The organism is Halomonas sp. NPDC076908, from assembly GCF_050269715.1.
In the GTDB taxonomy this organism is placed as follows: Bacteria; Pseudomonadota; Gammaproteobacteria; order Pseudomonadales; family Halomonadaceae; genus Vreelandella.
The window spans coordinates 25,117-38,331 of record NZ_JBNNIW010000024.1 but is presented as its reverse complement, the minus strand read 5'-3'; the positions used below and the strand labels follow the sequence as shown (position 1 = coordinate 38,331).

The 13,215-nt window shown below is 54.1% G+C and carries 9 protein-coding genes; 8 read left to right on the top strand and 1 reads right to left on the bottom strand.

Annotated features, from left to right (window positions below; all coding sequences use genetic code 11):
• Window positions 1-8 precede the first annotated feature (8 nt).
• Genes recO through acpS form a run of 3 tightly spaced genes read left to right on the top strand, consistent with a single transcriptional unit; the run spans window position 9 to window position 2,002 of the window.
• The gene (gene recO / locus ACQKE4_RS14070) at window positions 9-704 is read left to right on the top strand and encodes a DNA repair protein RecO (protein WP_427389040.1); all 696 of its coding nucleotides are present in this window, start codon (window positions 9-11) and stop codon (window positions 702-704) included.
• 51 nt (window positions 705-755) lie between these two features.
• The gene (gene pdxJ, locus ACQKE4_RS14065; RefSeq protein ID WP_427389039.1) at window positions 756-1,577 is read left to right on the top strand and encodes a pyridoxine 5'-phosphate synthase; all 822 of its coding nucleotides are present in this window, start codon (window positions 756-758) and stop codon (window positions 1,575-1,577) included.
• A 47-nt stretch (window positions 1,578-1,624) separates the two neighbouring features.
• Window positions 1,625-2,002 carry a holo-ACP synthase gene (gene acpS, locus ACQKE4_RS14060; protein WP_427389038.1) on the top strand — a complete coding sequence of 126 codons (378 nt, stop codon included), beginning with the start codon at window positions 1,625-1,627 and terminating at the stop codon, window positions 2,000-2,002.
• Window positions 2,003-2,049: 47 nt separating this feature from the next.
• Here acpS and ACQKE4_RS14055 read toward each other — a convergent pair whose 3' ends face one another.
• Window positions 2,050-4,776: an ATP-binding protein gene (locus ACQKE4_RS14055; RefSeq protein ID WP_427389037.1), complete on the bottom strand. Its 2,727-nt coding sequence runs from the start codon at window positions 4,774-4,776 to the stop codon at window positions 2,050-2,052.
• Window positions 4,777-4,868: 92 nt separating this feature from the next.
• On the opposite strand from ACQKE4_RS14055, the gene cysM reads away from it, so the two are divergent.
• The 5 genes from cysM (at window position 4,869) to ppc (ending at window position 13,163) form a co-directional block, all read left to right on the top strand.
• Complete coding sequence (gene cysM, locus ACQKE4_RS14050; protein WP_427389036.1) at window positions 4,869-5,765, top strand: cysteine synthase CysM; 897 nt, start codon at window positions 4,869-4,871, stop codon at window positions 5,763-5,765.
• A gap of 2 nt (window positions 5,766-5,767) precedes the next feature.
• The gene (rlmD, locus tag ACQKE4_RS14045) at window positions 5,768-7,171 is read left to right on the top strand and encodes a 23S rRNA (uracil(1939)-C(5))-methyltransferase RlmD (RefSeq protein WP_427389035.1); all 1,404 of its coding nucleotides are present in this window, start codon (window positions 5,768-5,770) and stop codon (window positions 7,169-7,171) included.
• Window positions 7,172-7,315: 144 nt separating this feature from the next.
• The gene (gene relA, locus ACQKE4_RS14040) at window positions 7,316-9,592 is read left to right on the top strand and encodes a GTP diphosphokinase (RefSeq protein ID WP_427389034.1); all 2,277 of its coding nucleotides are present in this window, start codon (window positions 7,316-7,318) and stop codon (window positions 9,590-9,592) included.
• Window positions 9,592-10,476: a nucleoside triphosphate pyrophosphohydrolase gene (gene mazG, locus ACQKE4_RS14035; RefSeq protein WP_427389033.1), complete on the top strand. Its 885-nt coding sequence runs from the start codon at window positions 9,592-9,594 to the stop codon at window positions 10,474-10,476. Before relA ends, mazG begins: the two co-directional genes overlap by 1 nt.
• 38 nt (window positions 10,477-10,514) lie before the next feature.
• Window positions 10,515-13,163, top strand: coding sequence for a phosphoenolpyruvate carboxylase (gene ppc, locus ACQKE4_RS14030; RefSeq protein ID WP_427389032.1), 2,649 nt, complete (start codon window positions 10,515-10,517; stop codon window positions 13,161-13,163).
• The last annotated feature ends 52 nt before the right edge of the window (window positions 13,164-13,215 follow it).

The window sequence follows — 13,215 nt, the reverse complement described above, 5'->3', positions numbered from 1 at the left end:
GCGTAGCGATGCCGCCAGAGCCGGCGTTTTTACTTCATCGTCGGCCTTATCGTGAAACCAGCGCGTTGGTAGACCTATTAACGCTCAATCACGGGAGAGTGCGTGCCGTTGCCCATGGTGGGCAGCGGCCTGGCTCAAAATCGCGCCAGCGTTTACAGCCTTTTACACCTCTTTTCGTCACTTGGCAGGGGAGTCGCGAATTAAAACGACTCACGTTAATGGAGTCCAGGGGACAGACCGCACTGCTAGCAGGTGAAGGCTTACTCTGTGGGCTTTACGCGAATGAAATTGCCACCCGACTGCTACCCCTTGAGTTGCCTGCGCCAGATATGTTTGCCTTCTATACGGCGCTGCTGGAAGCATTGCCAATGCCCTCAGAGCGCGCCCTGGCACTGCGCCGCTATGAGTGGGCGCTGTTGGAAACGTTGGAGGCAACACCCCAGTTTACGACACCTGATGGTGGCGTATTGGACCCGCAACTCCGCTATCGCTTTGATGCCTCGACCCGTGCATTTATTGCCGCTGAGCGTGGGTTGGATGGGCGTACGTTACGCTATATTGAGCTGGGGGATTGGCAGCATGAGGGGCTGGGTAATGCGCTAAAGGCAGTGATGCGAGCGGCGTTGGCTCCCCATCTAGGTTCCACGGTTTTACGCTCGCGGGAATTGATGATTAATCTAGCCCGTCGTCGTCATCGTCCATAATATATTGAAGTTATCTAAACACTCTTATCTTATCGCTGCGTTGGAGGCACTATGCATCCCCCTCGGATACTGTTAGGCGTCAATATTGACCACATTGCGACACTTCGCCAAGCCCGAGGTACGCGCTATCCCGATCCCGTTCAAGCGGCGTTAGTGGCCGAGGAAGCGGGTGCCGATGGCATTACCGTGCATCTTCGTGAGGATCGTCGCCATATTCAACCGCGTGACATTCGGATATTGGCAGACGTATTGAATACACGCATGAACTTAGAGATGGCTGTCACCGAAGAGATGCTTGCCCTGGCTGAAGAAGTACGCCCAGTGCATGTTTGTCTGGTGCCCGAAAAACGCGAAGAGCTGACCACTGAAGGTGGTCTGGATGTAGTCGGTGGTTTTGATGCTATTGCCAGTGCTTGCCAGCGCCTTGCTGCAGCAGGCTGCGATGTATCACTGTTTATCGACCCTGAGATTGAACAGATTGACGCCGCTCAGCGTGCTGGGGCGCCAACCATTGAGTTACATACGGGGGCTTATGCAGAAGCACGCCCCGGTAGTGAAGTGGCTAACGCCGAATATCAGCGCTTAACAGTAGCCGCCACCCACGCTATTTCGCTGGGTTTAGTCGTCAATGCGGGTCATGGCCTACACTATCACAACGTGGAAGCGATTGCGGCGCTACCGGGTGTAAATGAATTAAATATCGGTCATGCGATTATTGCACGGGCACTGTTTGTGGGCCTCAAAGAAGCCGTGCAGGAAATGAAACGTTTGATCATCGCTGGCCAAGAGGCAGGCTTAATGGCCGCCCTGGATGCCCATGAGCATGAGCATGCCGAAACCGATCATGTTCATAATGGTTGTTGTGGGCACTAACCATAAGTATCTATTAAGAGGTTTTCTATTCAGAGGTTTTTTAAGCGATGATCGTTGGGATTGGTTCTGATATTGCCCGCATTGAGCGGTTTGCGCGGGCTATGCAGCGCCATGGCCCGCGCTTTGCACTGCGAATTTTAGGCCCCGATGAGCATGCAGTTTGGCTGCAGAAAGCCCAGCCTGCTGCGTTTCTGGCTAAGCGTTTTGCCGCTAAAGAAGCCTTTGTTAAAGCGCTGGGTTTGGGGCTGCGTGATGGCATGCAGTGGTGCGATATCCAGGTAATTAACGATGCGTTAGGTAAGCCGCATTTTTTGCTTAGCGGTGAAGCCGACCGGCTCATGAAGGTGGCCGGCGTCACTGCCAGCCATATCACGCTAAGCGACGAAGCTGATTATGCCGTCGCCTTTGTGGTGCTAGAACGCTAAAGAAAATACCTTGGCCAGTCTCTTTGATATTTCTATTAGGGTTGCGCTTAATCTTGGGTTTTGAGTAGCAAAGGACGCTGCGCTCGGAGCCGCGCCATGGCGCGGTAAAGGTCTTCAAGTAGGCCTTCTACATGGCTAAGCCCGCTGGTCCGTAAGCGCGTTTCTAACGTTTCTACCAACAGCGCCAGTTCAGGCGCGCCGCAATAACGGCTTGCACCATTAAGGCCATGCACCCAATCCAACAGCGTGGGTAAATTTTGCTGCGCAAAAGCGTTGCGCATGTGCTGCTCGCTCTCGTCAAGGCCATCAATCAGTCGCTTTAACTGCTCGCGTGCCAAGTACTCCTTACCACCTGCTAGACGGGCACCAATTTCAAGATCAATGACCGGCAGGGGAGCGGGTGAGGCATTGGCATAGTAGGTGTTATGACTGGTTAATACGTTTTTTTGTGACGGAGCGATATTGGGGTTAGTCACTCGATTATTGACTGCTAAAAAGCGGCTCAGTAACTTATTTAACTGCGACTCATCAATGGGCTTAATAAGCACATCATCCAGCCCTTCTGCCAACCATTTTTGTCGCTCACTGCTGAGCACATGAGCGGTAACGGCGATAATCGGACAGCGCGCCCAGGCGCTGCCAAGCCGTCTCAGTGCCTGAGTCGTTTGTACACCATCCATACCTGGCATTCGAATATCCATTAGCACCAAATCCGCGCTGTTTGACCGCGCAAATTCTAGCGCTTGTTGACCGCTTTCCACTGTGGTGATGTGTATAAGGGGTGTTTCAAGCATAGCTTTGAGCAGTTCTCGGTTAGGCGCGTTGTCGTCGACAATAAGCAGCTTTAATACTTGTTGAGAAGGAAGAGAGGGCAATTCGCCATCACGCTTTAGCGGTATCAATGCCGGTATTAGCAGCTGTTTAAGCGACGCCACTAATTGTGCGCGGGAGAACGGCTTGTAAAGTGTTTCTCCGCCGTGGGTTAAACGCAGCGACGGTAGATCAAAGCTGTTGCCGTTAGCCAAAATCAATACGGGGCAGGGCGTTTGGTCAATGACCGTTTGCCAATGATGCTGCCGTTCTGGAGTGAAATCGCTGTGCGCTAAGCCCAGCAACAGCAGTTGCTCTTGTTCAGGTGAGTCAAGCGGAAGGGGGATAGCTTCCCAGCGCTGCAGTAGGTGCTCAAGCAAATGACGGGTAGGAGCATGCGCCTCATATAAACGTACATTGGGGTTGGCTAAGCTAATTTCTGGTGGCCGTTCATTGGCTTTATGAGCAAGCATTGGCAGGGTAAAAGAGAATATGGTGCCAGTGCCAAGCTCACTTTCGACACTGATTTCTCCCCCCATGCGTTCAATAAGCTGACGACAAATAGTGAGTCCCAGACCGCTGCCACCAAATTGGCGGGAATGGCTCGGCTCGGCTTGGGAGAACGCGCTGAACAACTCCTGCTGATGGGCATCGCTTAGACCAATGCCTGTATCGCTGACACTTAAGTTGAGAACCACGTGCTGGCCTTCATGGTTATCCAACATAACGCGTACGATGACCCCACCCTCATGGGTGAATTTAAGCGCATTACTGATTAAGTTATTCAACACCTGATGAATGCGTAACGGATCGCCACACAGTGGGGTGGGAACATCGTCGTAAACCATCGCTACTAAGTTTAGCTGCTTGCGCTGGGCCTCTGGCGCATGCAAACCTATCACTTCATCAACCAGTGACACGATATCGATATCCGCTTCTTCCAACGTAAGGCGATTGGCTTCAAGCTTGGAAAAATCTAGCACGTCATTAACCAGCATGAGCAAATTATCGCAGGCGCGATGAACATGCTGGAGCCACTCCTGCTGACGCGTATCCAGGGAAGAGCGTCCAAGCAAGCGGCAAAAACCTATGATGCCGTTTAAAGGAGTGCGAATTTCATGGCTCATATTGGCGAGGAATTCAGATTTTACTGCGTTAGCCCGCAGTGCGCTGCGGTGAGCCAGATCGAGCTTAATGTTTTGTTCTTCGATGGTTTCCATCGACTCTTGCAGCTCACTGGTTGCCTGCTCAATTTGCGTTTGCATATCGCGCTGAGCCTGCTGGAAGTGTTCAGCCAAGGCGTTAACGTGGGAAGAGAGATGATCGAGCTCCATGGCTCTGGAAGGTGCAAGGCGTAAACGGTAATCTCCGCGTGATAGGCGATAAAGGGATTGATTAGCTTCCTCAATAGGACGGGTAGTATAGCGGCTGATGGCAAAGGCGACTAAAAACATCAGTAGGCCCAACAGCATGCCACCTAAACTGAGACTCGCAATTAGCTTGTAGCGTCCAAGGGTAAGTTCGCGGGTGTCAATCTGTGCATCTAACCATCCTACGTGATTAACTGCTGAACCGTTTTCCGAATGGTTTGCCGCTAACGGTAAGCGTAACCGCCATACGCTTTCATCCATGATGAGTTGGTGATCAGTGGGTGCGCTAAGGGGAGGTGGTTCGGATTGGCCTAATAGTAAAAGACGGTTGCCCTGGTCATCGAACAGGGCGACAGAGTTCAGTCCCTCTAAATTAATTAATTGACGCGCCAGGCTCTCCAAACGCTGAGTATCGGCATCAGCGATAGCGTCACCAAGACTTGGGGCAAGCAGTTTGCCCGCACTCTCTAGACGCTCTTTCTTTACGCTATGGGCTTCCGCGTCGCTCTGTACCACAAAGAATATACTCATCATGGCATACACCAGCAGCGGGAAACCGAGTAAGGCAAACAGAAGGCGTGTGTTCAAAGACATGTAAAGAAGCTCGCTGTTTCAATAAGGTTGCCTGTCCAGTCCAAGGCGACACCGATATAATGCAGCATAACGGTTACGATAAGGAAAGTGCGATGAATTATCCCACCTTGGAAGATGTGGTTGGCAATACGCCGCTAGTACGACTTAAGCGCATTAGTGCAGGCCGTAACAATACGTTGTTGGCCAAACTCGAAGGCAATAATCCCGCTGGGTCGGTGAAAGATCGACCAGCCATGTCAATGCTTAGCGAAGCAGAAGCCCGCGGTGATATTACTCCCGGCGATACGCTGATTGAGGCAACATCTGGCAATACCGGCATTGCGCTGGCCATGGCAGCCGCGATTAAAGGCTACAAAATGGTGCTGGTAATGCCAGAAAACGCTTCCGAGGAGCGTAAACAAGCCATGGCGGCCTATGGCGCTAAATTAATCTCCGCTAGTAAAGCGGGGGGCATGGAAGAGGCTCGCGACATAGCCGATGACATGATTACCAGAGGCGAAGGTAAGCCGCTGAATCAGTTTGCCAACCCTGATAACCCGTTAGCCCACTATCGTACTACTGGGCCGGAGGTGTGGCAGCAAACCGGTGGTGAAGTAACGCATTTCGTCAGTTCCATGGGTACCACCGGTACTATCATGGGGGTATCGCGTTATTTAAAAGAGCAGAACCCAGCGATTCAGATTGTCGGTTTACAGCCAGCCGACGGTGCCAGCATCCCGGGTATACGCCGCTGGCCCATCGAGTACTTGCCGGCTATTTTTGAAGCGCCGAGGGTGGATGTCACGCTGGATATTGGTCAACAAGAGGCCGAAGAGCATATGCGTCGTCTAGCCCGTGAAGAAGGCATTTTAGCGGGCGTATCATCCGGCGGTAGTTTGGCGGGGGCACTACGGATTGCCGAACAAACTGAGAATGCTGTCATCGTATTTATCGTCTGTGACCGTGGTGATCGTTATCTCTCCACTGGCCTATTTGCCCCAGGAGTATAACCATGGCCATGTTGGGAAAAAGGCGTCCGCCAAGGCCTGCGTCTGGTCATTCAGGGCTAGCAGGCACTCCCGGTGGCAAAGCGCGCAATCCAGTAGCGGATGATACATCGCCCTTGGTGATTGAGCGCTTGGCGCATGATGGCCGGGGTGTGGCGCACGCTGCCAACGGTAAAACCGTTTTTGTTAGTCAGGCACTGCCCGGTGAGCAAGTTGAGGTAGCGATTCACCTGAATCGTAAGCGCTTTGACGAAGCACATATAAAGTCACTACTCACTACGTCGGAGCAGCGTGTAACACCCCCTTGCCCGCATTTTGGCCATTGCGGCGGCTGCGATTTGCAACATTTAAGCGTCGATGCTCAGCGGGCCCATAAGCGTGAAGTGGTGCGCGACCTGTTTTCGCGTCAAGGCATTACGCTAGGCGAAATCGGCTCGATTCAGGGCGACGATCAAGGCTATCGGCGCCGGGCACGGTTAGGAGTCAAAGTAGATAGCCAGGGCAATGCGCGGCTTGGGTTTCGTGCAGCACATAGTCATCGCTTAGTAGATATTGAGCGCTGCCCGGTATTGGTGGATTCGCTACAACAGCTATTAAAGCCTCTTCGCGAATTGCTGGGGGCCTTGGAGGCTCCGCGCCTCGTCGGTCATATTGAATTATTGGCTACGGCGACCACCCAGGTAGTCTTGGTACGCCAGCTAAAAGAGCACCCTCTGGATGCCGAGCGCTGGCAAGCTTTTGCAAGACGCGAGCAAGTCGCCTTAGGCACTTGGTTGGGGCGTGAAACGCCTGCGCTGCACTGGCATGGCGCAGCGCCAGTGCTGGAAGAGTCGCTGACCCTTGAGGGGCAACCACCGCTGAAACTACGTTTTGCACCCGGTGATTTTCTACAGGTTAATGCTCAGATTAATCAGCAAATGGTGGCTCAGGTTATCCAGTGGCTGGTGCCCAAGCCAGGCCAACGGCTACTTGATCTGTTTGCCGGTATTGGTAATTTCAGCTTGCCGATGGCGGCAGCAGGAGCGGCTGTGCATGCGGTAGAGGGTAACCTCGCGATGGTGGAGCGCATCGCCACCAACGCTGAGCACAATCAGTTAGTGATTAGCGGACAGCAGGCTGATTTGAATGACCCCGCAAGCGTTAAGGCATTGCTGCATGCCCATCCTGCTATTGACGCGCTGGTGCTTGACCCACCTCGCAGTGGTGGCGAAGTAATTTGTCAGGCGCTAGTGCATCATCCAGTGCCACAAGTGGTCTATATTTCATGTGACCCAGCAACCCTTGCACGTGATGCGGCACACCTTGTGCAGGCGGGTTACCGAATTAAGCAAGTAGCAGTGGCGGATATGTTCCTTCACACTGCACATATGGAAACGCTGATGCTGTTTGAAGCGGATGTTAAAAACTGATGCTAAAAGCTATTTTTTAAAGCTGCTTTTAAAAGATGTTTTTAAAGATGTTTTTAAAGATAGTAGGGGCTAGTAGTAGCCAGCGCATCAAGCCACGGTGACGGCCGTGTGGAGACCGTCTCCCAGAATGGATGAGTAATAGTCATGGTGAAAGTGCGTGAAGACCAGCCGCTAACCGCTAGTGGAAAGGTGAACATACAACAATGGTTAACGCGCCTGCAAGAAGATGTGCGCTTACGGGATCCTGATCGTTTAGTACAAGCCTGCGAGCTTGCTGAAACGCTGGAGCTTGAAGCTCCGCGAACTCACCGTGTCTGGCTTTCGCCTGGCTCTAGCTTCCGTATGGGTCTAGAGATGGCGGATATTCTTGGTGAGCTAAAACTCGATCAAGCCACGTTGGAAGCTGCCGTTTTATACCGTGCGGTGCGTGAGGGGTTGTTAAGCCTTGAGGCGGTATCAAAACGCTTTGGCGATGAAGTCGCCAGCCTGATTGATGGCGTATTGCAAATGGCTGCTATCAGCTACCCGCTGGCGCCTGATCATGGCATGGGCCAACACAACCAGCAGGAAAACCTGCGCAAGATGCTGGTTAATATGGTCAGTGATGTACGTGTCGCATTGATTAAAATTGCTGAACGCACCTGTGCGCTACGCCAAGTTAAAGATGCTCCTCTGGAAAAGTGCTTACAGGTTGCTCGTGAAGTCGCCGATATTTATGCGCCGTTAGCCCATCGTCTGGGGGTGGGGCAGCTCAAGTGGGAACTTGAAGACCTCTCTTTTCGTTACCTGCATGAAGATGAATATAAAGCCATTGCCAAGCTACTGGCGGAAAAGCGCCTTGACCGCGACCGCTACATCCACGACGTAGTGGAAACTATTAAAAGCTTGATGGAAGCGCAGCACATTCACCGCTACGACGTCGATGGTCGGGCGAAACACATCTATTCGATCTGGCGCAAAATGAAGCGTAAGCGGATCGACTTTTCTCAGGTTCACGATGTGCGCGCGGTGCGTATTCTGGTTCCCGAAGTGACCGACTGCTATACCGTGTTGGGTATTATTCACTCGCGCTGGCACCATGTGCCGAATGAATTTGACGACTACATCGCCAACCCTAAAAAGAACGGCTATCAGTCCCTGCATACCGCCGTCATGGGGCCTGAGAACAAGGTGCTTGAAATCCAAATTCGTACCTTTGCCATGCACGATGAGGCAGAGTTAGGGGTTTGTGCGCACTGGCGCTATAAAGGGCACGATACCAACGCTAAAAGCCGTAGCTACGAAGAGAAAATTGCCTGGTTGCGGCAAGTGCTGGAGTGGCAGGACGAAGTGGGCGGTTTTGGCGACCTGCGCGAAGGCCTTTCCAGCGATGTAGCGCCTGATCGCATCTACGTATTTACCCCCGATGGGCACGTTATTGACTTGCCGCGTATCGCGACACCTATCGATTTTGCTTACCGGGTGCATACTGAAATAGGCCACCGCTGCCGAGGTGCCAAAATCAACGGGCGCATTGTGCCGCTCACCTACAAGTTAAAAACCGGCCAGCAAATCGAAATTCTGACCGCCACGAAAGGCGGGCCAAGTCGCGACTGGCTCAATCCCAGTTTGGGCTACGTGCGCACTTCACGGGCGCGGGCCAAAATCCAGGCATGGTTTAAGCATCAGGCGCGGGATCAAAACCTGGACGAAGGGCGCGCCCTATTTGAGCGTGAGATGCGCCGTTTAGATGTGGAAGATCTTGATCTGCCCCGGCTGGCCAAGGCAGTCAATTATCTCAACGCTGAGGATATGTATGCCGCGTTAGGCGCCGGTGACCTGCGTATTGGTCAAGTGCTTCACCAAGCGCAGCAGCTATTCGGTGAAAACGATGACCAAGAGCGCCTGGATCGCCTACTTGCCAAGCCGAAGCGCCAATCCAGTAAAGCCACCAAAAGTGACATTACGGTGCTCGGTGTCGGCAATCTTAAAACCAGCATGGCGAACTGCTGCCGCCCGGTACCTGGCGAGCCGATCATCGGCTTTATTACCCAGGGGCGTGGTGTGACCGTGCATCGTCAGGACTGCAGCAATATCCTCCAATTACGCCTGGACGAGCCCCAGCGCATTATCGAAGTGGAGTGGGGTGAGCGCGCTCAAACCCGCTACCCGGTGACCATTGAGATTCAAGCCTGGGACCGCTCCGGTCTGCTGCGTGATGTCACGGGCTTGCTGGGCAATGAAAAAGTCAATGTGCTTGCGGTGAATACATTAACCGATACCGACGAAGGCATCGCCCGGCTGCGTATCACCCTGGAAGTCGACGGCCTTGAATCACTGGGGCGCTTGTTCTCGCGCATTCAGCAGTTGCCTAACGTTACCGAAGTGCGCCGCCTGCGCAACGCCGACCCAGAGCACCAAGTTCGCAAAGGAGGGGATTAATGCGACATGGTATGGATGACCTGCTGACATTGATGCAGGTACTGCGCGATGCTGAACAGGGCTGCCCATGGGATCTGCAGCAAGACTGGGACAGTATTGTGCCGCACACCCTGGAAGAGGCCTATGAAGTCGCTGATGCCATTGAGCGACGCTCGTTTGATGAACTACCCGGTGAGCTAGGCGATCTACTTTTTCAAGTGGTGTATTACGCTCAGTTTGGCGCGGAAGAGCGGCGCTTCGACTTTGCCGATATTGTCGATACTCTGACCGCCAAAATGCTGCGCCGCCATCCCCATGTATTTCCGGATGGCACCCTGGCCTCTCGCCGCCCGTCGGGGGTGAGTGCGGATGACGTACAAACCCAGCAGGTCAACAGCCGATGGGAGTCACTCAAAGCCGCAGAACGTGAAGAGAGGGCCCAAGCTGAGCGGACAAACGATATCCCTTCTGTACTAGACGATGTCCCGCGCACCCTGCCCGCACTCAGCCGAGCAGCCAAGCTCTCAAAGCGCGCCGCACGGGTAGGCTTTGACTGGCCCGATGCCAAGGGAGTGATAGCGAAAATTCGCGAAGAACTCGCCGAAGTGGAAGAAGCACTCGCCGCCGGTGATCAATCGCATGCTCAAGAAGAAGTCGGCGACCTGCTGTTTGCAGTGACTAACTTAGCGCGCTCGCTAAAAGCCGACCCAGAACAGTGCCTGCGCGCCACCAATACCAAATTTGAGCGCCGCTTTCGCTATGTAGAGCGGGAACTAAGCGCTGCCCAGCGGCCATTATCGGATGCATCGTTAGACGAGATGGAAACCCATTGGCAGGCGGCCAAGGCACAAGAAGCCCAGTCACAAGAAAAACAGTCACAAGAAAAACAACCTTCCCATTTCTGATTTAATAATGATGCGACCCCTGCAAGGAGGCCATGCCAATGAGTCACGACCTACACGAATCTCTGCGTGATAACGTGCGTATTCTGGGCGATAGCCTGGGGCGAACCATTGCAGACGATTTGGGCCAAGCATTTGTCGATAAAATTGAAACCATCCGTGCCCATGCCAAGCGCGGGCGGCAGGGGGATTCGCTGCAGCAGCGCGAACTGATTGAATACCTGCGCCAACTCCCCGAGCGTGATTTATTGCCGGTCACGCGTGCGTTCAACCAGTTTCTGAACCTGGCTAACATTGCCGAGCAGCACTATCGGGCGCGTTTCCGCCGTGTCGAGGATTATAAGCCGGGTACCCAACCCGTGCTGGGGGAACTGTTGGCGCGCGCTCAACAAGCAGGTAATTCGCCGCGTAAGTTAGTTGAAACCCTTGCCAATATGCGCGTTGAGCTGGTGCTAACCGCGCACCCGACCGAAGTTATTCGCCGCACGCTGATTCAAAAATATGACGCCATTGATGAATGCCTAACCGCCATCGAAGGCTCAGAGGATTATCCTGAGCGCGGCACCCGTGCTCAGGGGCGTTTGGAAGAACTGATTAGTCAAGCCTGGCATACCGATGAGATTCGTCATGAGCGGCCAACGCCGGTGGATGAGGCTAAGTGGGGCTTTGCCGTCATTGAAAACTCCTTGTGGCAGGCGGTGCCTGATTTTCACCGGGACTTGGATAACCTGCTGCTGGATACCGCCGGTGAGCGACTGCCGCTGGACGCTGCGCCGATTCGTTACGCCTCGTGGATGGGCGGCGACCGGGACGGCAACCCCAATGTGACCGCTCGGGTGACCCGTGAAGTGTTGCTGCTTGGTCGCTGGATGGCCGCTGATCTCTACCTACGCGATCTTGAGCAGCTCAAAACCGAGCTCTCCATGTGGAAGGCCAATAGCGCATTAAAAGCCGAGGCGGGCGATGTCGCTGAGCCTTATCGTGAAGTGCTCAAACGCCTGCTGGCAAAAATGGAGTCGACCCGCGATTGGGCCAAAGCGGAGCTTGAGGGGCGAAATTATGATGGCGGGCCGATTATTGAAACCCGAGACCAGCTCTATTCACCGCTACTCGCCTGCTACCGCTCGCTATGCGATGTTGGCCTCGATACCATCGCTAATGGCGCGCTGCTGGATACCCTGCGCCGAGTGGCGGTATTTGGCGTCACGCTAACCAAGCTCGATCTGCGTCAAGAGGCCAGCCGCCATGCGCAGGTCATCGAAGAGCTAACCAGTGCGCTGGGTCTTGGTCACTACCGCGAATGGGATGAACCCCAACGCCAGGAATTTCTGCTCGCCGAGTTAGTCTCCCGCCGCCCGCTCATTCCGCGCCGCTGGGAGTGCTCTGCCGAGTCCCGTGAAGTGCTGGAAACCTTCAAAGTAATCGCCCAGGAGCACTCTGAAGCGCTGGGTACATACATTATCTCTATGGCCGCTGAGCCTTCTGATGTGCTCACCGTTGCACTGCTGATGAAAGAAGTGGGTGGTCAGGTCACGCTGCCTATCGCGCCGCTGTTCGAGACCCTTAATGATTTGAATCACGCAGGGGAGGTTGTTGACCAACTGCTTGCGATACCGGGCTATCGTGCGCTGATCGATGACCGCCAGGAAGTTATGATTGGCTACTCCGACTCAGCCAAAGATGCCGGGCAATTAGCTGCCGCCTGGGCCCAGTACCGGGCTCAAGAGTCGTTGGTCAATGTATGTGACCGCCATGGGGTTGATTTAACGCTGTTCCATGGCCGGGGTGGCACCGTTGGCCGTGGCGGCGGCCCGGCCCATGCAGCGATTCTTTCCCAGCCACCTGGTTCAGTGAACGGCAGCCTGCGGGTAACTGAGCAGGGTGAGATGATTCGCTTTAAATTTGGCCAGCCGGATATCGCCCTGCGCTCCATGGAGATTTATGCCTGCGCGGTATTGGAAGCCACCTTATTGCCACCACGTGTCCCTGAGCCGCACTGGCGCGAGGAGATGGATCAGCTCGCCAAGGTAGCGCATGCCGCATACGTGGGCGTCGTGCGTGAAGATCCTGATTTTGTCCCTTACTTCCGAGCAGTAACGCCGGAAGGTGCGCTGGGCAGGCTGCCATTAGGTTCGCGTCCCACCAAGCGCCGCCAAGACGGTGGCGTCGAAACCTTGCGGGCTATTCCGTGGATTTTTGCCTGGACACAGATCCGTTTAATGCTGCCAGCGTGGCTGGGCAGCGGAGAAGCCTTCTCAAAACGTATTGAAGAGCCCGGTGGCCGAGAAGTACTGCAAGAGATGCGCAATGAGTGGCCGTTTTTTGGCACCTATCTGGACATGCTGGAGATGTTGCTGGCCAAGGCCGATGTGGCCATTGCCGCCTACTATGAGCACCGTTTAGTGGATGAACCATCGCTCAAAGCATTGGGTAAACAGCTCCGTGAGCGCTTTGCACGGCTTGAAGATGCGGTGCTGGATATACTGCAACAGGAAAAATTGTTGGAGAATACACCGTTGATTCGTCAAGCAATCGATGTGCGCAATCCTTATATCGACCCGCTTCACGGCCTTCAAGCGGAACTACTGCAGCGTAACCGCGATGCTGATGGCGCGATTAGCGCCGATCTTTCCCGTGCACTGATGGTGACCATGGCGGGCATCGCCGCTGGGCTACGTAATACGGGCTAAGCAACGCGGGCTAGGCATCAAAGGCTAGGGCTATTAACCCACTATAAGGAGG

Bases quoted from the DNA above. Each gene is read 5' to 3' on its own strand.
- recO (WP_427389040.1), top strand. From the start codon at position 9: ATGCCGCCAGAGCCGGCGTTTTTACTTCATCGTCGGCCTTATCGTGAA.
- pdxJ (WP_427389039.1), top strand. From the start codon at position 756: ATGCATCCCCCTCGGATACTGTTAGGCGTCAATATTGACCACATTGCG.
- acpS (WP_427389038.1), top strand. From the start codon at position 1,625: ATGATCGTTGGGATTGGTTCTGATATTGCCCGCATTGAGCGGTTTGCG.
- ACQKE4_RS14055 (WP_427389037.1), bottom strand. From the start codon at position 4,776: ATGTCTTTGAACACACGCCTTCTGTTTGCCTTACTCGGTTTCCCGCTG.
- cysM (WP_427389036.1), top strand. From the start codon at position 4,869: ATGAATTATCCCACCTTGGAAGATGTGGTTGGCAATACGCCGCTAGTA.
- rlmD (WP_427389035.1), top strand. From the start codon at position 5,768: ATGGCCATGTTGGGAAAAAGGCGTCCGCCAAGGCCTGCGTCTGGTCAT.
- relA (WP_427389034.1), top strand. From the start codon at position 7,316: ATGGTGAAAGTGCGTGAAGACCAGCCGCTAACCGCTAGTGGAAAGGTG.
- mazG (WP_427389033.1), top strand. From the start codon at position 9,592: ATGCGACATGGTATGGATGACCTGCTGACATTGATGCAGGTACTGCGC.
- ppc (WP_427389032.1), top strand. From the start codon at position 10,515: ATGAGTCACGACCTACACGAATCTCTGCGTGATAACGTGCGTATTCTG.